The following is a 22,183-nucleotide window of genomic DNA, read 5'->3' on the forward strand; positions in this document are numbered from 1 at the left end:
GCGGACCCTGGGTCCGCCATTGCTTGCTGCTTGGTGTAGCGCCGCCTCGAGTCGGCGCCTTCTTTTTTACTTGATGGGCGCCGTGATGCCGAGCCGGAACAGAGTTGCCTGGCTGGTATCGGTCAGCTCGCCAACCCCCACCACGCTCCACAGCTCCTCTTCCAGCTTCTTGGCCTTGTGAATGGCGAACTTGGCGATGTAGTCCAGCTCGTTGGCGATGAAGTTGGTATCGGGGCGGCCGGTACGGGAGATGCCGACCAGCACCGAGTAGAACTCCCCCTGGCGCAGCGCCTGCTCGATAAAGCTGCGCTTCTCCGCCACGTTCTGGAAGCTGCTGGCAAGGCGGCTGGTGAAGATGGGCAGGCCGGTCGCCGTCTGCAGACTGGCGATATAGACCTCCTCCTCCTGGGGCTGATCCTCGCGCTCGATGGCCCGCAGCGGGTTCATGATTAGCTGCTTGAGCAACTCCCCCTGGAACAGCGGGTAGAGGTTGTCCTGATCGCCCTGCTCGGCACAGGCCTTGAGCAGCCGCGACAGGCTGCGCGGCTGCGGCGCATGGCCGACCGAGGCCGGCTTGGGCGCCCCCTTGAGCTTGTTGATGTAGACCGGGGTGCAAAAGACGTGGTGGGTATAGATGTTGCGCAGTGCCCGCGCCATGCCGCGATAACGGCGCTGCTCCTGGGCCGCTTTGAGCTTGTTCTGGTTGCTCTCGATCAGCAGCTTGAAGAACTGGCGGCCAGTGTGGCGCTCGGGATCCCCCTCGATGCACAGGTGCAGCACGGTGCGGGTCAGGTTGATGCTGACCAGCCGGTAGGGGAGGCGTTGCAGATCCATGCTCTTGGAGAGTTCCTGCAGGCGCGGCAAGGCGATGGTGACGATGTCGTCCTTCGCCCCCTCGAACGGCTCTTCCAGCTCGATTTGCATGCCGTGGGCCGAGATGTCGCGGGTCCAGCCGAGCCAGGCCCGGCCATTGTGCTTGATGGCGACGGCGGTCTTGTGGATGTAGCGAGCCTCCTTGCGCAGCTGGACATAGTGCAGCGTCTCGATCTCGAAGGGGGCGGCACTGCTGTCGTGACCGAAGCGTTGCAGCTCGTTGGCGTTGTGCTGGCTGGAAGCGTCGAACTGGAACTCTTCCCGCTGGCTGTCGAGGCCGACTTGCTGCAGCAGACCGACGTAGCTTATCTGCTTGAGCCGCTCCTGCAGCAGCATGTCCTGCAGCTGGGGGCTCTCCTTGCCCTGCTGACTGGCCAGATCGGCCTCGTGCAGGTCGCAGCGTTCCAGACTGAACTTGTAGACGCGCCAGCTGGGGCGACGGGCTCCCACCTGGAAGAAGAGCGACATCAGGCCGCTTTGCAGCAGCTCTTCCCGGGTGGCGGAGAAGAAGTAGAGGTGGCTGCGCACCGAGTGGGTAAAGCAGTAGATCAGGGTCTCTTTCAATTCTCCCTTCGCCGGCAACAGGGCCTGCATGCGGGTGGCCGAGAACAGGCTGGCGAGCATGTCGCGGTTCTTGGCGTCGCGCCAATACTCCAGGATGTGCTGGTTGTTCTCGGTGCGCAGGGCGATCTCGAGGCTGGGGCTGTCGCCCGAGCCGAAGAACAGCGGCATGCCGGTCATGCGCGGCAGGTAGAACTGCTCATACCCCTTGATGATGGCGGCGGAGAGCAGGTAGTCGACGCTGACCCGGTAGCGGCTCTTGTTGCTCTCGATGAAATCGTTCAGAAACTGGTCGAAGGCCGGGTGTTCACCGGTCTTGATCAGCCTGAGCCAGTATTTCCCCTCCTTGCTCTCTTCCCCGAGGATCTGGTAGCTGACCGAATGGTGCAGGACCGGGTTTGGGTGATCCCGCTCCAGCCCAGTGAAGAACACCTCGACCTGAGCGCCGGTCTGGTAGTTGGGCAGATAGGGCACCGAGACCCGGATCCCGCCCAGAGAGAGATCGGAACTCTTGGCGAACAGCTTGTCGCCATCGGCGAACTTGATCACCACGGGGGAGCTGAAGTGCATTCGCTCCTGGCGCCGGCCATAGTAGCTGGCAAAGGAGATGGGATTGACATCGTATTGGCGAAACGGGCTGACGGGAGGCTGGAGTTGGCCATCGCTCTTGCCATGCTGGTATTTTTGCCAGTATTGCAGCGCTTCGTAGACCCCCAGGGTGTAGTCATCCTTGTAGAGATAGCACTGAGACTGGAACAGGCCGATGGCCTCGGCTGGCATGAAATGGGTGATCCCTTCGAACTCGTGCACCAGGCACTCATCGCCCAGCTCGTCGCGCATGTCGATGACCCGGCGGCAGGGGGTGCATTTGCGTTTGAGCTCCATCTTGATCAGAAAACGGCTGTTGCTGTTCTCGTCCTGGGTCAGGCGATTGAAGATGTCATCGAAATCCTTTTCTCTGAGCAGAGGAATTAGTTGTTCAATCAGGTGCTGTTGTTGTTCTGATTCCATGTGTTCCTGCCACGGAAAGTCACTTTTCCGATTCTGGGTTTGATCTGTCGGTCGCAAACAAGTATATCAAGCAGGAATTCATCCTGTCCCCGAGTTATCCATGGCCAAAAACAAAACTGCCTATGTTTGTACCGAATGTGGCGCCGACTTCACACGCTGGCAGGGCCAGTGCAGTGAGTGCAAGGAGTGGAACACCATCAGCGAGGTGCGCCTCGGCTCGGTGACCCCGGGCAAGAGCGCCCGCTACAGCGGCTATGCCGGCGCCGTCGGCAGCCAGGTGCAGACGCTGGCGGAGATCGCCACCACCGAGATCCCCCGCTTCTCTTCCGGCTTCAAGGAGCTGGATCGGGTGCTTGGCGGCGGCGTGGTGCCGGGGTCGGCCATCCTGATCGGTGGCAACCCGGGGGCGGGCAAGTCGACCCTGTTGCTGCAGACCATGTGCGGCCTGGCCGAGCGGATGAAGACCCTGTACGTCACCGGTGAGGAGTCGTTGCAGCAGGTGGCGATGCGGGCATCGCGTCTCGGCCTGCCCACCGACAAGCTGCGCATGCTGTCGGAGACCTCGGTCGAGCAGATCTGCCTGATTGCCCAGCAGGAGCAGCCACAGATCATGGTCATCGACTCCATTCAGGTGATGCATGTGGCGGATGTGCAGTCGGCGCCGGGGTCCGTCTCCCAGGTGCGGGAAGCGGCGGCCCTGCTGACCCGCTATGCCAAGCAGAATCACGTCGCCATCTTCATGGTGGGCCACGTGACCAAGGATGGCACCCTGGCCGGTCCCAAGGTGCTGGAGCACTGCATCGACTGTTCCGTGCTGCTCGACGGCAGCCACGACTCCCGCTTTCGCACCCTGCGCTCCCACAAGAACCGCTTCGGGGCGGTCAACGAGCTGGGGGTCTTCGCCATGACCGGGCAGGGGATGCGGGAAGTGAGCAACCCTTCCGCCATCTTCCTCAGCCGCGGTGAGGAGCAGGCGCCCGGCTCCATCGTGATGGTGATCTGGGAGGGCACGCGTCCGCTGCTGGTGGAGTTGCAGGCGCTGGTGGACTACTCCCAGCTCTCCAATCCGCGTCGGGTGGCGGTGGGGATGGATCACAACCGGCTCGCCATGCTGCTGGCAGTGCTGCATCGCCACGGCGGGCTGCAGATGGCGGATCAGGATGTCTTCATCAACGTGGTCGGCGGGGTCAAGGTAGAGGAGACCAGTGCGGATCTGGCCCTGTTGCTGGCCATGGTCTCCAGTTTTCGCGATCACTCCCTGCCCAAGGATCTGGTGGTGTTCGGTGAGGTGGGGTTGTCCGGCGAGATCCGGCCCGTGCCGTCCGGCCAAGAGCGGCTGCAGGAGGCGGCCAAGCATGGCTTCCGCCGTGCCATAGTGCCGCACGCCAATGCCCCCAAGCATCCCATCGAGGGCATGGAAGTGGTGCCGGTCAAGAAGCTGGCCGATGCCCTGGAGGCCTTGTAATCGACATAGTGGCCGCAGGCAGGCAATAAAAAGGAGCGCAACGGGCGCTCCTTTTTGTTGGGTGATGGGGGCAGTGGCTCAGGGGTGAGGGTGTTCGAGATGCTCGCTCAGCAGCTGTTCCAGCTCCCGGTGCAGCAACTCTTCATCGCCGACGTTGAGTTCGATCATCCGCTTGAGATGGGTGGCGCTGTCGATGTCGATATGGTGGCAATAGAACCCAAGCTTCTTGCTGGCTTCATGGGTCAGCATGACCTGCATCTTGATCTCGATGTCACTGCCGCTCAGCACGAAGCTGAGTGAGTACTCTTTGTCGTCATTGCTTTCCCAGTCATCGGGCCGGATCAGCAGGGCGCCCTGCAGGGAAATATCGACCAGCTGGGTCCGCCATTTTTTATCGCCCTGGACGAGATCGGCCATGGTCAAGTAAAGGATCCGTGAAAAACGGCGACGCTCGGACATTCTCATCTCCTGTCAGCAATAGGTACGGGTGCTAGAGGTCATGACATAGAGTGTAATGCACCTTGCACATCAGGATCTTGAACTGGCTCCGAAATTGGATATCAAACCTGCTGGGCGCTGAGTGACTCTACTACCTGCAGTGCCTTGATCAGCCGATCTTCCTGCTTGAAACGATCTTCCAGCACGGGGCCAAGCTGGTTCAAGTCTTCATCCAGCAGCAGCATCTGGGCCTCGTCCGCGTTGCTGTACTTGTCGTTGAACTCCAGCGCGAACTCGGTGCAGGCGCGGATATGGGGGTAGATGCGCTTGGCCAGCTCCAGCTTGTCGCCGCTGGCCTGTTCGAAAGCGGTCACCACATGGTGGTAGATCTCGAAGTGGCCGGCGCTGACGTAGTCGACCAGCTGTTCGCAGAAACTTTGCAGTTCCACATGGCCCGGGAGCGAGCGCGGCTTGCTGTTGCGGGTGGGTTTCAAGCCGGCGAGCCGCATGTACTCGACCAGCAGTGCCTGTCTGGCGTCCAGCCAGTCATCGATAGCTCTGTGCTTTCCTGCCAATGCGCGTTTGGTTTGTTCCAGTTCAGTTAACATACTCCCTCCGTGGGGCATAGGCATGGAGTGCTATCGTGACAGGCCTCCGGCCTTTTTATGGACTGACGACACCTTCCTATAACTAGGGAAAATCCGGTTGACCGTCAATAGGGGCATGGGGATATTGTTACACCGGGTGGTGTTTTGGTTACAAGGCGCCATCATTTGCTCTCCTCTTCCCGTCAATTACGATCACGAAGGGGCGAGATATGTGACTATTTCCGCAGATCTTGATGAAAACCCCAGCATTCAAGCCAATCCGGCTGATAAAGCCTTTGCCTGAGTGTTTTTTTTTGAATAGAGTGGCCCGGTGCTAAATGCCCGATCATAAAGGAAATGTTATGAACAAAGCTCAACTTGTCGATGCAATTGCAGCCAAAGCAGATCTGAGCAAAGCTCAGGCCAAAGTTGCTCTGGAAGAGATCATCAATGGTATTACCCAGAGCCTGAAAGAAGGTGATGCTGTGCAGTTGGTGGGTTTTGGTACCTTCAAGGTGAACCATCGCGCTGGCCGTACCGGTCGCAATCCGCAAACTGGTAAAGAGATCCAGATTGCAGCCGCGAATGTGCCGTCCTTTGTGGCAGGCAAGGCGCTCAAAGACGCCGTCAAGTAATCCCCCAAAACCCGGCGCCAGCCGGGTTTTTTATTGCCATCGTCAGCGGAAATTGTTTCAGATACACTCAAGATATGGCGTGCGCTGTAGTGAGGTGGATGATGGAACAGAAAAATGCCATTCGGCAGGTTGCCGTACCTTGGGCTCCGTCCCGCCAACTCCCCCCGGGCCTGGTCGTGGCCGAACTTCATCAGGATATCTGGAGCGATTCCCTCACCATCATGCTGGGCAGGGCTCGCAGCATCGATCTGCCGCCGCAGATCCTGTGCCGGGTCTATTTCCGGCATATCTTCGCGGTGCGGGTCATGGAGGATTGCGATCTGGCCGAGGGCAAGGATAGTCATGCCATCGAGGAGCAGATCCAGCTCATCACCCCGTCCCGGTTTGCCAGCTGGTTCCATCAGGAGTCGGACGGCCTGCATCTGGATGAGGATCTGCAGCACTATCGCATCTCGACCTGGGATTACTGCGCCGATGTGCTGACCTCCAGAGCGCCCGAGCTGCAGTTCGTGGACAAAGGCGATTAGCGAGGCTGAAGAGACAATAAAAAAACCGGCAACACTGAGTGTTGCCGGTTTTTTATTGGTCGATGCGGGGTGAGTTCAGCCGAGCAGCTGGTCCCGATGCAACCCCAGCACGATGAGCAGGCCGATGAAGTAGAAGGCGCTGATCTTGACGCCCAGGATGGCGAGCAGACCGGCGCAGAGTCGGACGATGGCCTTGTGCAGCCAGGAACCGGTGAAGCGGTACATGGTTACTCCGCCGCTTCGGTGGCGGCGAATTCCGGCACCTTGGCCATGGCATCCAGCACCACCTGGATATCTGCTCCTGGCTTGCAGGCATTTTCGCTCAGGTGACGGCGCCAGGCGCGAGCCCCCTGCATGTTCTGGAACAGCCCCAGCATGTGGCGGGTCATGTGGGAGAGATAGTTGCCCTTGGCCAGCTCCTGTTCGATATAGGGCAGCATCATCCGCACCACCTCGTGGCGACTCGGCACGGCGTTGTTCTGGCCGAATACTAGATTGTCCACCTGCGCCAGAATGTAGGGGTTCTGATAGGCCTCGCGCCCCATCATGACGCCATCCAGGTGCTGCAGGTGCTCGAGGGTCTGCTCCAGGGAGGTGACGCCGCCGTTGATGGCGATGGTGAGATCCGGGTAATCCTGTTTGACCCGGTAGACGCGGGGATAGTCGAGCGGCGGGATCTCGCGGTTCTCCTTGGGGCTCAGACCGCTCAGCCAGGCCTTGCGGGCATGGACGATGAAGGTATCGCAACCGGCGTCGCGCGCCTGCTCGATGAAGGCCTGCAGAAATTCATAGGAGTCCTGATCGTCGATGCCGATGCGGGTCTTCACCGTCACCGGAATGTCGACCAGGTCGCGCATCGCCTTGACGCAGTCGGCCACCAGTGCGGGCTCTCCCATTAGGCAGGCGCCGAAGCGGCCATTCTGTACCCGATCGGAGGGGCAGCCAACGTTGATATTCACCTCGTCATAGCCACGCTCCTCGGCCAGCTTGGCGCAGCGTGCGAGATCGGTCGGATTGCTGCCACCCAGTTGCAGGGAGATGGGATGTTCCTGCTCGCTGTACCCCAGGTAATCCCCCTTGCCGTGAATGATGGCGCCGGTGGTCACCATCTCGGTATAGAGCAAGGTCTGGCGAGTCATCAGACGATGGAAATAACGGCAATGCCGATCGGTCCAGTCCAGCATGGGGGCGATGGAAAAACGCTGCGCCTGCATAAAAATCATCCGGGTTGGCTAAACAAAGGGGGCGGATTTTACCACAACGTGAGGCAGCCCCAGAAAATGAATTTTGTCACCGCGCCAAAGGGGGCCCTGTGATAGTATCCGGCTAATAAAAAGGGTAATTGCGTGATCATGAATCAAGACCAACTTTTACAACGAGCCGAACGACTCTGCGAACAACGCGGGATCCGCTTCACCCCTACCCGACGTCAGGTGTTCAGGCTGCTGGCTGCCCATGGCAATGCCATCAGCGCCTATGATTTGTTGGCCCAGTTGCAACAGACAGAGGCCCACGCCAAGCCGCCGACCGTTTATCGGGCGCTCGATTTTCTGCTCGAACAGGGTTTTGCCCACAAGGTGGAGTCGCTCAACGCCTTCATATTCTGCTGTCACTTCGACCATGCCCACCCGATGCAGTTGCTCATCTGTGACCAGTGCGGCGAGGTGGTTGAGCTGCATGATCCGGCGATCGATGGCGCGTTTTCCGAGCAAGCCAAGTTGCATGGCTTTACTATTACCAATAAGACGATTGAGGCACATGGCCAATGTGCTCGCTGTACGCCCACTGTAGGAAGTCAACATGAAGGCTGATTTTGTAAACCCGTTCCTGCTCTCCCTGCTCAATGTGCTCTCCACCATGGCACAGCTTGAGCTCAAGCCGGGCAAACCCAAGCGCAAGATGGACGAGCTGGCGCGCGGTGATGTCTCCGGCCTCATCGGCATGGTCGGCCCGCAGACCCGGGGATCCCTCTCCATCAGTTTCGAGAAGGGTCTGGCACTGGAGATCATGCGCCGCATGCTGGGCGAGGCGCCGGCCACCATCAATGAAGAGGTGACCGACATGGTGGGCGAGATCACCAACATGGTGACCGGCGGTGCCAAGCGCATGCTGGGGGAGAAGGGGTATGAATTCGACATGGCGACTCCCATCATCGTCTCCGGTATCAACCACACCATCACCCATCGTGCCGACGGCACCAAGATCATGATGCCGTTTGAATCAGATTACGGTCGGGCAACCATCGAAATCTGCTTCGAGTAACCCTATGTGGAAAGCGCTGAAATGGTTCTTCATCGGCTGGGCCCTGCTGCTTATTCTCTCTGACATCGAGATCACCACCTCGCTCTACAAGTACGAAGACAACCGGGTGCTCGTGAATTTTCCGCGTTGGCAGGCAGCACAGCCCTGGGGAACCTTTGAGTGGCATGCCGGGCGAGTTGAGACCCACTGGTACGGACTAGCCGGCAAACCCAAACCGGATCCGTTGCTGTAACGGCAGGACCCCGCCCAACGAAAGAGGCCAGCTGATGCTGGCCTCTTTCGTTATTGACTGTGGCTTAAGCGGCTTCTGTCGCCAGCGTCTCGCGGGGGCGTTGCAGCATGCCGAGGCCGCAAGTCAGCAAGGTCGGCAGCAACCAGGCCAGCCCCTTGTCGAACAGCGGCAGGAAGGCGAACGCATCCATCTGCATGCCGGCAGCGCCCAGCCCGTCCAGGCAGCCGAACAGAAAAGCCACCAGCAGCACGGCGCGAAACGCCAGCCGTGGTCGACCGAAACGGCCCTGTGCAAAAGTGACCAGCACCAGCGCGATGGCGACCGGATAGATGGCGACCAGGATCGGAATGGAGAGGCTGATGAGCTGGCTCAGCCCGACGTTGGCCACCAGGATGGAGACGCATCCCATCAGCAGTACCCACTTGCGGTATGTCCAGCCGGCCAGACCGTGGAAGTAGTCGGCGCTGGCGCAGAGCAGGCCGACCGCGCTGGTGAAGCAGGCCAGGGTGATGATGGCGGCCAGGATCAACTGACCGGAGTGGCCGAACAGGCTCAGCACGTAGGCGTTGACGATGGTGCCGCCATTGTCGACGCTGGTCACCACGCCTGCTGCGCTGTTGCCGAGGTAGAACAGGGAGATGTAGACCGCCGAGAGGCCAACCGCCGAGATGAGCCCTGCGATGGTCAGGTATTTGAACTGGCTCGGGTAGTCCTCGATCCCCCGGCGTTGCAGCAGGCCGATGATGAGGGCACCGAACATCAGGGAGCCGAGGGTATCCATGGTGTTGTACCCCTCCAGCATGCCCTTGATGAGTGGCGTCTCCGTATAGTCGCCGCTGGCCTCTGGTTGGGTGCCTTGCGGGTCAACCAGGACCCCGATCGCCAGGATCAGCAGCATCACCATCAAGACAGGGGTCATGTATTTGCCCACCGCATCCAGCAGTCTGCCTCGGTTCAGCGATACCAGGATCACCAGTGTGAAGAAGAGCAGGCTGTAGAGCAGCAGACCGTGCTGGCCGGCGTCACCCAGCCAGGGCTTGAGCCCCATTTCATAAGCCACCAGGCCGGTACGGGGGGTGGCGAAGGCCGGCCCCATGATGATGTAGATTGCAATGGCCAGCGCCGTGGCTGCCCAGGTCGGCAGATGGCGGGTCATCGCCGTCCAGCCACTGCTGCCCTGTCCGGCGCTGCCTCTGGCAACGGCGACCAGGGTCAGCAGAGGCAGACCCACCGCCGTCAGCAGAAAACCGACCATGGCGGCCAGCAGATGCTCACCGGCCATGAAGCCGGCCAGCGGTGGAAAAATGATGTTGCCTGCTCCCAGATAGAACGCAAACGTCATAAAACCCAGTCCGAATATGTCGGACAACTTCAGTGATTTCGTCAAACCTGACCTCATCTGCCTTATCAGCTTGTTCTTGTTGATTGCACCCACTGCCTGGCAGATAACCGGATAACAATGCTTCCCTCTCCTGTGCCATCGGAAGATCGTCACAGGAGTACCATCTTGAGCATAAAGAAGAGATGTTTGATCTCAATCACACATTAATATCTTGAAACAATTTAGTTGGCCAGAATAAATCACCGATAGAACTGCAGTTGGCGGAAGCGAGAGGGCAGAGCGGAAAAGAGCGTGGCTGCATGACATAGCCGGCAGGAAACCATGCCGGGCGAGATGGCACACAAACAAAAGAGCCTGCACAAGGCAGGCTCTTTGACATGGGCTGGAGCGAAATCAGGCGGCTTCGGCAGCCAGTTTCTCGCCGGAGCGTACCAGCATCCCGAGGCCACAGGCCAGCAGGGTCGGCAGCAACCAGGCCAGGCCCTTGTCGAACAGCGGCAGGAAGGCGAAGGCATCCATCTTCATGCCGGCGGCACCCAGGCCGTCCAGGCAGCCAAACAGGAAGGCAACCATCAACACGCCACGGAACACCAGGCGCGGGCGACCGAAGTAACCCTTCAGGAAGGTGACCAGTACCAGCGCAACCGCAACCGGGTAGATGGCGACCAGCACCGGGATGGAGAGGCTGATGAGCTGGCTCAGACCCACGTTGGCCACCACGGCGCAGATGACGCCCAGCAAGACCACCAGCTTCTTGTAGCTCATGCCGGTGAGGTTGTGGAAGAAGTCCGAGCAGGCGGAGATCAGACCCACGGCGGTGGTGAAGCAGGCCAGGGTGATGATGGCGGCCAGGATGAACTGACCCGGCTGGCCGAACAGGCTCAGTACGTAGGCGTTGACGATGGCGCCGCCGTTGCTGACGTCGGTGGCGACGCCGGCAGCCGTATTGCCCAGCTGGAACAGGGAAACATAGACCACGGACAGACCGATGGCGGAGATGATGCCGGCGATGGCCAGGTACTTGAACTGGCTACGGTAGTCCTGGATGCCTTTCTGGCGCAGCAGGTCGACGATCAGGGCACCGAACATCAGGGACGCCAGGGTGTCCATGGTGTTGTAGCCTTCCAGGATCCCTTTCACGAAGGGGCCGTTCTGATAGTCACCGGAAGAGACGGGCATGGAGCCTTGGGGCGCCACGAATACACCGATGGCCAGAGTCAGCAGCAACAGCATCAGCAGCGGAGTCAGGTATTTGCCGATGGCGTCCATCAGCTTGCCCTGATTCAGAGAGACCAGAATGGCCACCCCGAAGAACAGCACTGTGTAGGCAAACAGGCCGGCTTGGCCCATGTCGCCGATGAAGGGTTTGAGGCCCATCTCGTAGGCCACCAGACCGGTGCGGGGGGCGGCGAAGGCCGGGCCTATGATGATGTAGATGGCGACGGCCAGTGCGGTGGCCACGCCGGCCGGCAGCAGCTTGGTCATGCCGGCCCAGCCGTTGCCGGCCTTGGCGACTGCAATGATGGTGATGAGGGGCAGACCCACGGCGGTCACCAGGAAGCCCAGCATGGCCAGAGAGAGGTGCTCACCCGCCATGTAGCCGGCCAGCGGCGGGAAGATGATGTTACCGGCGCCCAGATAGAACGCGAAGGTCATGAAGCCCAGTCCGAGCACGTCGGACAATGTGAGTGATTTCGTCAAGTTCAACCTCGTCTGTCTTGTAAACTATTGCTTGTTATAGTTTTTTATTGGTCGGTGACCGGCGTTGTTCAGGGGTAAAAAAAAGGAGCCCCGCTTGTTTTTTCATCGCAACCAGTGGTTTGAGCTGGTCTGGAGCGGGCGCTCGTTTAGGAGTCAGCATAATGGCGTGAAAAAATAGTTCAAGACGAAATTTACATCTTCAAATAGAAGGGGCTGGTCAGTTGGATATATCTGTCGGAATAGGTTCCCTTAGCAGAATGGATCACAATTTCACCCCTATCACACCTGTTTAATCCTCTGCCAAGTAGCAATAAAACACGATTTGCCTCTTTTTCCGCCCTGGTGATAACAGCTGTATAACAAACGGCATGCAGATCATAATCCGCCGAAATGCATAAAATTTCATCGGCCATGGCCGTCGGCACGACCAGTGCGACCTGGCCATCGGGGGCCAGCAAGCGGTCGCAGGCGGCCAGCAGAGCATGGCTGTCGAGGGCGCCGGTATGGCGGGCCATCGCCCTGGCCGGATCGCGAAATGACTGGCCCGCCACGAAGTAGGGGGGGTTGGCGACGATGAGATCGTAAGGGTCGGCCTGATACCCCTGAATGGCGCTCTCTATGATGGTGACCCGCAGCGGCCAGGGGGAGGCGGCCGCGTTCTCGCGGGCCTGCTGCGCCGCATGCTTATCCAGCTCCACCGCATCGATGCGGCAGTCGGCGTGGCTGCGTTGGGCCAGCATCAGGGCGATGAGGCCGCTGCCGGTGCCAATGTCGAGGATCCGGCGAGCCTTGCCGAGCGGTGCCCAGGCGCCCAGCAGAATGCCGTCGGTGCCCACCTTCATGGCGCAGCGATCGTGCTCGACGTGAAACTGTTTGAAGGTAAAACCGCTGTTTCGTGCCATCCGACTCCCGTCCTGTACCCGCCTCGCAGAAAATGGTCGGCGATTATAGCGGCTAAGGCACAGTCACCATAGGAGCCGACGACATAATCGCCTATAATCTGCCGTTTCCTTAATGACCGAGTATTGCCATGAGCCAGTCCTTTGATGATTTCGACCTGAATCCAGCCCTCAACCGGGCCTTGGCCGAGATGGGTTTCACCCGCCCCACCACCATCCAGCAGATGGTGCTGGAGCCAGCCCTGGACGGCCGCGATATTCTGGCATCCGCCCCGACCGGCACCGGCAAGACCGCCGCCTTCCTGTTGCCGGCGCTCCAGCATCTGCTGGACTTCCCGCGCCGCAAGCCGGGCCCCTGTCGCATGCTGGTGCTGACCCCGACCCGCGAGCTGGCGCTGCAGGTGACCGCTCACGCCAAGGCGCTGGCTGCCCACACCAATCTCAGCATCGAGACCATCATTGGCGGCGTCAGCCACGAAGAGCAGCTGCCGGCCCTGACCAAGACCACCGACATCGTGGTGGCCACCCCGGGTCGTCTGCTCGAGTACATCGAGAAAGAGGAGTTCGAGAGCCACGACATCGAGGTGCTGGTGCTGGATGAAGCGGATCGCATGCTGGACATGGGCTTCATCAAGGACGTGAACCGCATCGTGGAAGAGGCGCGCTATCGCAAGCACACCATGCTCTTCTCTGCCACCCTGGAAGGGGCAGGCCTCGAGAAGTTCGCCAGCGAGATCCTCAAGGAGCCGGTGGAGCTGCACGCCGAGCCGCCGCGCAGCGAGCGTCGCCCCATCACCCAGTGGGTTCACCTGGCCGACGACGCTGCCCACAAGCTGGCCCTGCTGGTGCACATCCTGAAGAACCCGGAAACCCAGAAAGCCATCATCTTCGTCAAGACCCGCGAGCGGCTGGCGGAGCTCTCCGGCCAGCTGCAGGCGGCGGGCGTGCCCTGCGCCTGGATCCGTGGCGAGATGGAGCAGGCCAAGCGCATCGAGTCGATCCGCAAGTTCCATGAAGGGGAGGTGCCCTTCCTCATCGCCACCGACGTGGCCGCCCGCGGCATCGACCTGCCCAATGTCAGCCATGTCATCAACTACGACATGCCTTACGGCGCCGATGTTTACGTTCACCGTATCGGCCGTACCGGCCGCGCCGGCAACCGCGGTTGCGCCATCAGCCTGGTGGAAGCCCACGACATGGCCATGGTGGCCAAGATCGAACGCTACACCGAAGAGCGCCTCAAGCGCCGGGTGATCGACGAGCTGCGTCCCAAGCACAAGGAGGCGCGAGTGCCGGTGAAGAAGAAAAAGCCGAAGGACGACAAGAAGAAGTCTGCCAAGAAGAAAAAGAAGTAAGCCTGCCCGCCACAACGGCCATCCCTGGATGGCCGTTGTGCTTTTTGGCGTTTGATGGGCCGTATGTCGGGCAGAAAAAAGCCGACGCATAAACGTCGGCCAATAAAAAGTGCTTACAACAGAGGATTCACCTATTCAGACTGGAGGATCCTGAAATTGGTTCCCTCGGGTCGTAATTAATTTTCAGCGCGTTTGAACATCAGGGTATTGGCGTCGGACTCTTCCGGTACGAAGTAGTAGCCATCGCTGTTGAACCCGGTCAGCTGCTCTACCTTGGTGAGTCTGTGCTTGATGATGTGACGGGCCATCATGCCGCGCGCCTTCTTGGCGTAGAAGCTGATGATCTTGAACTGGCCGTTCTTCTCGTCCTTGAACACCGGTGTGATGATGCGCCCCTGCAGGGCCTTGGGGCGTACCGACTTGAAGTACTCGTCGGAGGCGAGGTTGATCAGCACCTCGTCCCCCTGGGCGGCCAGCGCCTTGTTCAGGTGTTCGGTGATGATGTCGCCCCAGAACTGATAGAGATCCTTGCCGCGCGCGTTGTCGAGCCGAATGCCCATCTCCAGCCGGTAGGGCATCATCAGATCGAGCGGACGCAGCACCCCGTAGAGACCGGAGAGCATGCGCAGGTGGGCCTGGGCGAAGTCGAGGTCCGCCTCGCTGAAATCCTCCACCGCCAGCCCCGTGTAGACATCCCCCTTGAAGGCCAGCAGTGCCTGACGGGCGTTGGCCGGGGTGAAATCAGGCTGCCAGTCGGCAAAACGGGCGGCGTTGAGGCCGGCCAGCTTGTCGCTGATCTTCATCAGGCTGGCGATCTGGTCCGGGCTCAGCTGGCGGGCGCGGCCGATCAGTTCGGCGGAGTGGTCCAGCAGCTCGGGTTGGGTGAAACGGGAAGTCACCAGCGGCGACTCGTAGTCCAGCGTCTTGGCCGGGGAAACCACAATCAGCATAACGATCCTTTATAGCGGTGACGCACGCCCCTCATTCATCCAGGGTGACGTTGTCGAGTGTGCCTGAACCCAGCTGCTCTCGGCCCGACAGCTTGATCAGCAGTCGCAGGTCGTTGGCGGAGTCGGCATGGGCAAGGGCCTCACTGTAGCCAATTTGGCCGGCACAGAACAGGGCGAACAGCGCCTGATCGAAGGTCTGCATGCCGAGTTCGGTGGACTTGGTCATCACCTCCTTGAGGCGGTGCATCTCCCCCTTGCGGATGATGTCGGTGATGAGCGGGGTGTTGAGCAACACCTCGAAGGCGGCAAAACGACGCCGTCCATCCGGGCTGGGCAGCAGTTGCTGGGCCACGATGGCCCGCAGATTGAAGGAGAGATCAAACAGGAACTGACGGTGTTTCTCCTGGGGCACCAGATGCAGGATGCGATCCAGAGCCTGGTTGGCGTTGTTGGCATGCAGGGTGGCGAGGCAGAGGTGACCGGTCTCGGCAAACTGCAGGGCAAACTCCATGGTCTCCTGGCTGCGGATTTCGCCGATCAGGATCACGTCCGGCGCTTGACGCAGCGAACTCTTCAGCGCCACGTCGAACGACTCCGTGTCTATGCCCACCTCGCGCTGGGTGATCAGGCTGCGGCCGTGCTGATGCACGAACTCCACCGGATCTTCCACCGTCAGGATGTGACCGTCCACATGCTGGTTGCGATAGCCGATCATGGCCGCCTGGGTGGTGGACTTGCCGGCGCCGGTGGCACCGACGAACAGCACCAGTCCACGCTTGGCCAGGGCTATCTCCTGCAATATGGGGGGCAGTGCCAGCTCGTCGAAGGTGGGGATGCGGGTCTCGATGCGGCGCAGCACCATGCCGGGCAGCTCCTGCTGCCAGAAGGCACTGACCCGAAAACGGCCAAGCTCCTCGCGGTGGATGGCGTAGTTGGCCTCCTTGGTGCGCAGGTAACGCTCGAAGTGATCCTGACTCAGGGTCTCTTTGACCAGCGCCAGTGCCCTTGCCTTGTCGAGGGGCGCTTCTGCCAGCGACTGCAGGTGGCCGTTGACCTTGAGGGTCGGCGGCGTGCCGACCGTGATGAACAGATCCGAGCCTTTGCGGGCGACCAGCTCGGTCAGCAGGGCATCCAGATTCATAACGACTCCTTCCCTAGATTCGTCGTGGTTAGATGGTGTTGGGGTCGACCGCCTTGGCCTTGGCATCCAGCGCCGCCACCATGCCGCGGCTCACCAGCTGCTTGAGGCTCTGATCCATGGTCTGCATGCCGTGGGTCATCCCGGTCTGGATCACCGAGTAGAGCTGGGCGATCTTGTCCTCCCGGATGAGGTTACGCACGGCGGGAATCCCCATCATGATCTCGTGGGCCGCTACCCGGCCGCCGCCGATGCGCTTGAGCAGGGTCTGGGAGATGACCGCCCGCAGCGACTCGGAGAGCATGGATCGCACCATGTCTTTTTCCGCACCGGGGAAGACGTCGATGATCCGGTCGATGGTCTTGGCCGCCGACGAGGTGTGCAGGGTGCCAAACACCAGGTGGCCGGTCTCGGCCGCGGTCATGGCGAGGCGAATGGTCTCGAGGTCGCGCATTTCACCCACCAGTATGATGTCCGGGTCTTCCCGCAGCGCCGAACGCAAGGCGTTGCTGAAGCTCTTGGTGTCGCGGTGTACTTCCCGCTGGTTCACCAGGCAGCGTTTGTTTTCGTGCACGAATTCGATGGGGTCTTCAATGGTGAGGATGTGGTGATGAAAGTTCTCGTTGATGTAGTTGACCATGGCCGCCAGGGTGGTGGATTTGCCCGAGCCGGTCGGACCGGTCACCAGCACCAGGCCGCGCGGGTATTCGGCAATCTTGCGAAAGATCTCCGGGGCATCCAGATCTTCCAGGCTCAGCACAGTGCTGGGGATGGTCCGAAATACCGCGCCGGAGCCGCGCGCCTGCTGGAAGGCGTTGACCCGGAAGCGAGCGAGGTTTGGCACCTCGAACGAGAAGTCCACCTCGAAGTTCTCTTCCAGTTCCTTGCGCTGGTGGTCGTTCATGATGTCATAGATGAGGGCGTGTACTTCCCGGTGCTCCAGGGCGGGCAAATTGATCTTGCGAACCTCGCCATCAACCCTGATCATCGGGGGAACCCCGGCCGAGAGGTGTAGATCCGAGGCTTTATGTTTTACACTGAAAGCCAATAACTCTGTGATATCCATAGATTTGTCATTCTCCCATCACAAGATCACGAACGAAACATGAGCCAGATTGCCGAGCACCTGCTTCAGGTAAAGGAACGTATTGTACAAGCCGCCAGCCGGGCTGGCCGACGCGGCGATCACATCCAGCTGCTGGCGGTCAGCAAGACCAAACCGCTGGAGGCCGTTTGCGAGGCCTATGCCGCCGGTCAACGCCGCTTCGGCGAATCCTACGCCCAGGAAGCGGCCACCAAGATAGATACCCTGCGTGAGCAAGGGAGCTGTACAGACATAGAGTGGCACTTTATCGGCCCGCTGCAATCGAACAAGTCCAAGCTGGTGGCCGAGCGGTTCGACTGGGTACAGAGCGTGGACAGAGAGAAGCTGATCGAACGCCTCAACAACCAGCGCCCGGCTGGGCTCGCGCCGCTAAATGTCTGTCTGCAAATCAATATTAGCGGAGAGAGCAGCAAATCCGGAACGTCGGAACAAGAGATTTTCCGTCTGGCCGAACTGGTCTCCCGGTGCGAGCGGCTGCGGCTGCGCGGTCTGATGGCCATTCCGGAGCACACCAGCGACGAGGCGGTACTGGCTGCCCAGATGGTGCGCATGCAGACTCTGTTCACCGAGCTTGCGCGACAATACCCGGGCGTGGACACCCTCTCGATGGGGATGACCGAGGATCTCGAACTGGCGATCGGCCACGGCAGCACCATGGTGCGGGTCGGTACCGCCATCTTCGGTGCCCGCGACTATTCATGAGAAGGAGCCCGTGATGCGGCGCATGCGGGCTCTGCCTTTTTCAGATCACAGGAGTGTTTGATGCAGTACAGAACCCTCGCCTTTATCGGGGCAGGCAACATGAGCCGCAGCATCATTGCCGGCCTGGTTCAGGCGGGCTACCCGGCTGACCGGATCATTGCCGCCAACCCCAGTCGGCCCAAGCTGGATGCGCTGGCTGGCGACTACGGCATTCGCGTCACCCAGGACAACGCCGAGGCGGCCCGGGCGGCCGAAGTGATCGTGCTGGCGGTCAAGCCGCAGCTGATGGCGGCCATGCTGAGCGCGCTGGTGACGGCGCTGGGCACGCTGGAGGGCAAGCTGCTCATCTCCATCGCCGCCGGCATCAAGGTGGCACGGCTGGCCGAAATGGCGGGCGGCCACGGCCGGATCATCCGCACCATGCCGAACACCCCCTCTCTGCTGGGGCTGGGCATGACCGGGCTGTACGCCCCGCCCGGCATCGAGCAGGCCGATCGTGAGCTGGCCGAGCAGATGATGCAGGCGGTAGGCAAAACCCTCTGGGTGGAGCAGGAGTCCGGCATCAACGGCGTCATCGCCGCGGCCGGCAGTGCGCCTGCCTACTTCTTCCTGTTCATGCAGGCCATCGCCGAGGAGGCCGAGGCCATGGGCTTCTCCCCCGAGCAGGCCCGCCTGCTGGTTCAGCAGACCGCCCTTGGCGCGGCTGCCATGGTCGAGCAGAATCCCGAGCTGTCGCTGCAGACCCTGCGCGAGCAGGTGACCAGCAAGGGTGGCACCACCGCCGAAGCGATCAAGACTTTCCAGCAGCAGGGGCTGATGCCGCTGACTGCGCAAGCCATGCAGGCGGCCGTTGCTCGGGCCGGCGAAATGGAAACCCTGTTCTGAACCCGATTTTCGTTACTCTCAGTTGCAACCTGGAGCCCAGATGAACACTGCTTACTTTCTGATTAATACAATTTTTGACCTCTATCTCATGGTGGTGCTGTTGCGCGTCTGGCTGCAGTGGGCCCGTGCCGACTTCTACAACCCCATGAGCCAGATGGTGGTCAAGCTGACCAACCCGCTGGTGGTGCCGCTGCGCCGGGTCATTCCCGGGCTGGGCGGGCTGGATCTGGCCTCGGTGCTGCTGGCGTTGCTGATCGCCTTCGCCAAGCTGGCGCTGCTCAAGAGCATGAACGTGCTGCTGGCCGACTGGCTCACCCTCAGCCTGTTTGCCGCCCTCACCGTGCTGAAGAAGGCTGGCTCCATGATCTTCTGGGTGCTGCTGATCCGCGCCATCCTGAGCTGGGTCAGCCAGGGGCGCAACCCCATCGAGTACGTGATGCACCAGCTGACCGAGCCCTTCCTGGCTCCCATTCGCCGCATTCTGCCGGCGCTGGGCGGGCTGGATCTCTCCGTGCTGGTCGCCTTTATCGGGCTGCAGGCCATAAACTATCTGTTGGGGGATCTGTTCGGCCAGCTGTGGTGGATGATTTGATGGCAGCCGTCCTGCGGGAAGGGGATGAGCTGGTATTGCATCTGATGATCCAGCCCAAGGCGAGTCGGGATCAGATCGTCGGATTGCACGGAGAAGAGTTGAAAGTGGCCATCACGGCGCCGCCGGTGGATGGTCAGGCCAACAGCCACTTGATCAAGTATCTGGCCAAGCAGTTCAAGGTGGCCAAGGGGCAGGTTCGCATCGTGCGGGGGGAGCTGGGACGGCACAAGACGGTCGCCATTGAGGCGCCCAGGCAGATCCCCGCCGAGGTCAGTGCCCTGCTGGACAATCAGGGTTAACACGAGAAGGATGACACCATGAAAACAGCCTGGATAAGCTGCCTGCTGGCACTGTTGCTGACCTTGCCCCTGCGGGCCGAACAGATGAAGGAGCTGGGCCCCTGGCAGGTGCACTACAGCGCCTTCAACTCCAGCTTTCTCACCCCCGAGGTGGCCAAGGCCTATGGCCTGGAGCGCAGTCGCTACAACGGCATCGTCAACATCGCGGTGCAGAACAAGCAGGGGGTGGCCCAGGCGGTGGGGATCACCGGCGAGGCCAAGAACCTCACTGGCACCATCCGCAACCTGACCTTCCAGGAAGTCAAGGAGGGCAACGCCATCTACTATCTGGCGGTGCTGCCCTATCGCAACGAGGATACCTACCAGTTCACCCTGAAGATCATGGGGGAGGGGCAGCAGCAGACGCTGACCTTCCAGCAAACCTTCTACGTCGATTGATGCCGGCACCCGCCATGCCCTGAAAAAAAGCCCCGAACGCAGGTTCGGGGCTTTTTTATGACTTTATGACGGCGAGTCGGTCGGCGGGGTGAAGTCGTGGATCTCCCCCAGTCGCGGGGTGAAGCGAGGATCCTGATCCCGGTTGTGTTCCACCCACTCCATGGCCTGGCAGAAGCTCTCCCGCTTTGAGAACTCGCTGCGCACCTGATCGATGGCCCGCTCCGCGCTGCGCCGCTCCATCTTGCTGGCCTTGCGGTCGCTGAACTGTTGCTGCTGGGCCAGCATCCACTCGGTGAAGGCCTGGCGGCACTGTGTTTCGCTGGCTGCCTGGGCGGGCAGGGTCAGCAGCAGAGAGATCATCAATACAAAACGCATAACAAACCGGTGATTGAGGGGGTGGTTGCCTGAAAGGGCGGCATTTTATGCCGAAAACTTGAGCATGAACAGGGGGCGATAACAGAAGATTGGGGCCGGCATGGCCGGCCCCGGGCAGGATCAGTGCTTGACCAGGTAGAGCTGGCGGCTGTAGGCCACGTCTTCCGGATTGTTGATGGGGTAGCCCTTGAGCCAGGGCTTTATCAGCCGGGCGTTGGTGTACTGATAGATGGGGGCGATCGGCGCCTCCTTCTGCAGTACGGCCTCGGCCTCATCGAACAAGCGGGCCCGTTCACGGGGATCCTGACTGTTGGCCGCCTTGGCCAGCAGGGCATCGTAGCCGGCGTTGGCGAAGCGGGCCATGTTGCCGCTGTGGTGGGAGCCCCACAGGCCGAGGAAGGCTGATGGATCGTTGTAATCGGCCACCCAGGAGGAGCGGATCACCTCGAACTGGCCGCTCTGGCGGCTGTCGAGATAACTCTTCCACTCCTGGTTGGTGAGTTCGACCTGCGCCCCTAGCTTCTGTTTCCACAGGTTGGCGATGGCCAGCGCCATCTTCTTGTGCACCTCGGCCGTGTTGTAGAGCAGGGTCAGCTTGAGCGGGTTGGCCGGGCCGTAGCCCGCCTCCTTGAGCAGGGCTCTGGCCTTGTTGTCGAGGACCTGCTGGCTGCTGCTGGAGAGCAGGTTGGCCTTGGGCTCGAAGCCGGCGACCACGTCCGGGGTGAAGTGATAGGCCGGTTTCTCACCCGTACCCAGGATCTTGTTGGCGATGAGGCCCCGATCGATGGTGTAGGAGAGCGCCTTGCGCACCCGCATATCGTTGAGGGGGGCGCGCTGGGTGTTGAAGGCGTAGTAGTAGGTGCCGAGCTGATCCGGGGTATAGACCTCGCCCGGGATCTGCTGCATCAGCTTGTGATACTGCTCCTTGGGGAAGGACTCGGTGATGTGCAGGTCGCCGGCCAGGTAGCGGTTGGTGGCCGCGCTCTCCTGGTTGATGGGTACGAAGGTGACCCTGGTCAGCACGGTATGGGCGCGATCCCAGTAGTAGGGGTTGGGGGTCAGCTCCAGCTTTTCGTTCACCACCCGGTGACTGAGCACAAAGGCCCCGTTGCCGACCAGCTTGCCGGGCTGGGTCCACTGGCTGCCGTATTGCTCCATGCTGGCACGATGCAGCGGCGACAGGCTGGGGTGGGTCAGCAGGCTCAGGAAGTAGGGCACCGGCTGGGAGAGGGTCACCTGCAGGGTGTGCTGGTCGAGGGCCTTCACGCCGAGTTCCTCGGGGGGCAGCTTGCCGGCTACTATGTCGTCCACCTTGTCGAAGCGGGCCAGCTGGGCGAACCAGGCAAAGGTGGCGGCCTCTTTGGGATCGACCAGTTTGCGCCAGCCGTAGACGAAGTCGGCGGCCTGCACGGGATCGCCGTTCGACCAGCGGGCGTCCGGGCGCAGATGGAAGGTGAAGCGCTGATTGCCCTGGTTGTCCCAGCTGGCGGCCACCCCGGGCAGTACCTTGCCGTCCGGCCCCTGGGTCAGCAGCCCCTCGTAGAGATCCCGCAGCACCTGCAGTTCGGGCAGGCCGACCAGCTTGAGCGGACTCAGGCTCGCCGGCTCGTCTTTGAGATGACGAACGACGGCCTGCTCGGCGGCGAGCTGGGTGCCGGGCGGAACATCGGCAGCCTGGACACAGGCACTGCCCAGCAGGGCCAGCAGGAGACTCCATCCTTTCATGGTTAATCCTTCAAATAGTGTGAAGCGGGGAGAAAACTCGGCGATAAGTGGTCGCCGACAGACGGGAAATCATGATATCCCGTTTG

26 protein-coding genes are annotated in these 22,183 nt (G+C 60.8%); 13 read left to right on the plus strand and 13 right to left on the minus strand.

The features are described 5' to 3' along the window. Nucleotides 1-66: 66 nt before the first annotated feature. On the minus strand, nt 67-2,445 hold the full coding sequence (locus ACB033_RS12005; RefSeq protein WP_017787569.1) for a PilZ domain-containing protein: 2,379 nt from the start codon (nt 2,443-2,445) through the stop codon (nt 67-69). A 100-nt stretch (nt 2,446-2,545) separates the two neighbouring features. Here ACB033_RS12005 and radA point away from each other — a divergent pair, with 100 nt between their 5' ends. Then, nucleotides 2,546-3,910 (plus strand): DNA repair protein RadA, encoded by a 1,365-nt coding sequence (gene radA / locus ACB033_RS12010; protein WP_005305075.1) that lies wholly within the window; start codon nt 2,546-2,548, stop codon nt 3,908-3,910. Between the two features lie 78 nt (nt 3,911-3,988). Here radA and ACB033_RS12015 read toward each other — a convergent pair whose 3' ends face one another. Further along, nucleotides 3,989-4,369 (minus strand): PilZ domain-containing protein, encoded by a 381-nt coding sequence (locus ACB033_RS12015; protein WP_005305070.1) that lies wholly within the window; start codon nt 4,367-4,369, stop codon nt 3,989-3,991. Nucleotides 4,370-4,470: 101 nt separating this feature from the next. Beyond that, nucleotides 4,471-4,956 (minus strand): Rsd/AlgQ family anti-sigma factor, encoded by a 486-nt coding sequence (locus tag ACB033_RS12020; protein ID WP_025201162.1) that lies wholly within the window; start codon nt 4,954-4,956, stop codon nt 4,471-4,473. Between the two features lie 97 nt (nt 4,957-5,053). Between ACB033_RS12020 and ACB033_RS12025 the strand changes: the two genes are divergently transcribed. The 3 genes from ACB033_RS12025 to ACB033_RS12035 all read left to right on the plus strand — a co-directional run bounded on the left by ACB033_RS12025 (nt 5,054) and on the right by ACB033_RS12035 (nt 6,097). Beyond that, nucleotides 5,054-5,239 carry a hypothetical protein gene (locus ACB033_RS12025; protein ID WP_128830359.1) on the plus strand — a complete coding sequence of 62 codons (186 nt, stop codon included), beginning with the start codon at nt 5,054-5,056 and terminating at the stop codon, nt 5,237-5,239. Nucleotides 5,240-5,297: 58 nt separating this feature from the next. Further along, nucleotides 5,298-5,570: a nucleoid-associated protein HU-alpha gene (gene hupA, locus ACB033_RS12030; RefSeq protein WP_005305063.1), complete on the plus strand. Its 273-nt coding sequence runs from the start codon at nt 5,298-5,300 to the stop codon at nt 5,568-5,570. A gap of 101 nt (nt 5,571-5,671) precedes the next feature. Beyond that, complete coding sequence (locus tag ACB033_RS12035; RefSeq protein WP_010636148.1) at nt 5,672-6,097, plus strand: hypothetical protein; 426 nt, start codon at nt 5,672-5,674, stop codon at nt 6,095-6,097. 75 nt (nt 6,098-6,172) lie between these two features. Here the strand turns inward: ACB033_RS12035 and ACB033_RS12040 are convergent, their stop codons facing one another. After that, on the minus strand, nt 6,173-6,322 hold the full coding sequence (locus ACB033_RS12040) for a hypothetical protein (protein WP_010636149.1): 150 nt from the start codon (nt 6,320-6,322) through the stop codon (nt 6,173-6,175). 2 nt (nt 6,323-6,324) lie between these two features. Further along, a complete protein-coding gene (gene dusA / locus ACB033_RS12045; RefSeq protein WP_371140533.1) occupies nt 6,325-7,311 on the minus strand; it encodes a tRNA dihydrouridine(20/20a) synthase DusA in 987 nt (328 codons plus the stop codon). A 138-nt stretch (nt 7,312-7,449) separates the two neighbouring features. Here dusA and zur point away from each other — a divergent pair, with 138 nt between their 5' ends. The 3 genes from zur to ACB033_RS12060 are packed head-to-tail and all read left to right on the plus strand — an operon-like array spanning nt 7,450 to nt 8,591. Further along, complete coding sequence (gene zur, locus ACB033_RS12050; protein WP_005305041.1) at nt 7,450-7,908, plus strand: zinc uptake transcriptional repressor Zur; 459 nt, start codon at nt 7,450-7,452, stop codon at nt 7,906-7,908. Next, nucleotides 7,898-8,359: a chemotaxis protein CheX gene (locus ACB033_RS12055; protein WP_019838909.1), complete on the plus strand. Its 462-nt coding sequence runs from the start codon at nt 7,898-7,900 to the stop codon at nt 8,357-8,359. Before zur ends, ACB033_RS12055 begins: the two co-directional genes overlap by 11 nt. Before the next feature lie 4 nt (nt 8,360-8,363). Then, on the plus strand, nt 8,364-8,591 hold the full coding sequence (locus ACB033_RS12060; RefSeq protein WP_005305036.1) for a hypothetical protein: 228 nt from the start codon (nt 8,364-8,366) through the stop codon (nt 8,589-8,591). Between the two features lie 64 nt (nt 8,592-8,655). Here ACB033_RS12060 and brnQ (ACB033_RS12065) read toward each other — a convergent pair whose 3' ends face one another. From brnQ (ACB033_RS12065) to ACB033_RS12075, 3 genes are all read right to left on the minus strand, one after another. Further along, complete coding sequence (brnQ, locus tag ACB033_RS12065; protein ID WP_267999975.1) at nt 8,656-9,933, minus strand: branched-chain amino acid transport system II carrier protein; 1,278 nt, start codon at nt 9,931-9,933, stop codon at nt 8,656-8,658. A gap of 393 nt (nt 9,934-10,326) precedes the next feature. Then, entirely contained in the window at nt 10,327-11,634 is a 1,308-nt protein-coding gene (gene brnQ / locus ACB033_RS12070; RefSeq protein WP_005305030.1) for a branched-chain amino acid transport system II carrier protein, read from the minus strand. A gap of 191 nt (nt 11,635-11,825) precedes the next feature. Continuing rightward, a complete protein-coding gene (locus ACB033_RS12075) occupies nt 11,826-12,536 on the minus strand; it encodes a tRNA1(Val) (adenine(37)-N6)-methyltransferase (RefSeq protein WP_371140534.1) in 711 nt (236 codons plus the stop codon). Nucleotides 12,537-12,664: 128 nt separating this feature from the next. Here ACB033_RS12075 and srmB point away from each other — a divergent pair, with 128 nt between their 5' ends. After that, on the plus strand, nt 12,665-13,888 hold the full coding sequence (srmB, locus tag ACB033_RS12080) for an ATP-dependent RNA helicase SrmB (RefSeq protein ID WP_010636177.1): 1,224 nt from the start codon (nt 12,665-12,667) through the stop codon (nt 13,886-13,888). Nucleotides 13,889-14,064: 176 nt separating this feature from the next. On the opposite strand, the gene yaaA is transcribed toward srmB, so the two are convergent. Genes yaaA through tapT form a run of 3 tightly spaced genes read right to left on the minus strand, consistent with a single transcriptional unit; the run spans nt 14,065 to nt 17,042 of the window. Beyond that, nucleotides 14,065-14,838 (minus strand): peroxide stress protein YaaA, encoded by a 774-nt coding sequence (gene yaaA, locus ACB033_RS12085; protein WP_117405568.1) that lies wholly within the window; start codon nt 14,836-14,838, stop codon nt 14,065-14,067. Nucleotides 14,839-14,869: 31 nt separating this feature from the next. Further along, nucleotides 14,870-15,979 (minus strand): type IVa pilus ATPase TapU, encoded by a 1,110-nt coding sequence (tapU, locus tag ACB033_RS12090; protein ID WP_017787575.1) that lies wholly within the window; start codon nt 15,977-15,979, stop codon nt 14,870-14,872. Nucleotides 15,980-16,007: 28 nt separating this feature from the next. Then, nucleotides 16,008-17,042, minus strand: coding sequence for a type IVa pilus ATPase TapT (gene tapT / locus ACB033_RS12095; RefSeq protein WP_005305010.1), 1,035 nt, complete (start codon nt 17,040-17,042; stop codon nt 16,008-16,010). Between the two features lie 39 nt (nt 17,043-17,081). Here tapT and ACB033_RS12100 point away from each other — a divergent pair, with 39 nt between their 5' ends. From ACB033_RS12100 to ACB033_RS12120, 5 genes are read left to right on the plus strand one after another with little or no spacing between them, the layout of a single operon-like run. Continuing rightward, the gene (locus ACB033_RS12100; RefSeq protein WP_368159577.1) at nt 17,082-17,783 is read left to right on the plus strand and encodes a YggS family pyridoxal phosphate-dependent enzyme; all 702 of its coding nucleotides are present in this window, start codon (nt 17,082-17,084) and stop codon (nt 17,781-17,783) included. 60 nt (nt 17,784-17,843) lie between these two features. Continuing rightward, nucleotides 17,844-18,668 (plus strand): pyrroline-5-carboxylate reductase, encoded by an 825-nt coding sequence (proC, locus tag ACB033_RS12105; protein ID WP_017780457.1) that lies wholly within the window; start codon nt 17,844-17,846, stop codon nt 18,666-18,668. 40 nt (nt 18,669-18,708) lie between these two features. After that, a complete protein-coding gene (locus tag ACB033_RS12110; protein ID WP_005305000.1) occupies nt 18,709-19,260 on the plus strand; it encodes a YggT family protein in 552 nt (183 codons plus the stop codon). Further along, nucleotides 19,260-19,559, plus strand: a complete 300-nt coding sequence (yggU, locus tag ACB033_RS12115) for a DUF167 family protein YggU (RefSeq protein WP_005304998.1) — start codon at nt 19,260-19,262, stop codon at nt 19,557-19,559. The genes ACB033_RS12110 and yggU overlap by 1 nt, the downstream gene beginning before the upstream one ends. Nucleotides 19,560-19,577: 18 nt before the next feature. Next, nucleotides 19,578-19,997: a DUF4426 domain-containing protein gene (locus ACB033_RS12120; protein ID WP_005304995.1), complete on the plus strand. Its 420-nt coding sequence runs from the start codon at nt 19,578-19,580 to the stop codon at nt 19,995-19,997. Nucleotides 19,998-20,060: 63 nt separating this feature from the next. Here ACB033_RS12120 and ACB033_RS12125 read toward each other — a convergent pair whose 3' ends face one another. Continuing rightward, the gene (locus ACB033_RS12125) at nt 20,061-20,372 is read right to left on the minus strand and encodes a hypothetical protein (protein WP_005304992.1); all 312 of its coding nucleotides are present in this window, start codon (nt 20,370-20,372) and stop codon (nt 20,061-20,063) included. A 120-nt stretch (nt 20,373-20,492) separates the two neighbouring features. Beyond that, nucleotides 20,493-22,097, minus strand: coding sequence for an ABC transporter substrate-binding protein (locus ACB033_RS12130; RefSeq protein ID WP_371140535.1), 1,605 nt, complete (start codon nt 22,095-22,097; stop codon nt 20,493-20,495). Nucleotides 22,098-22,183 lie beyond the last annotated feature (86 nt).

The sequence above is a fragment of the Aeromonas sp. S15(2024) genome (assembly GCF_041402265.1).
Classification (GTDB): Bacteria; Pseudomonadota; Gammaproteobacteria; order Enterobacterales; family Aeromonadaceae; genus Aeromonas; species Aeromonas dhakensis.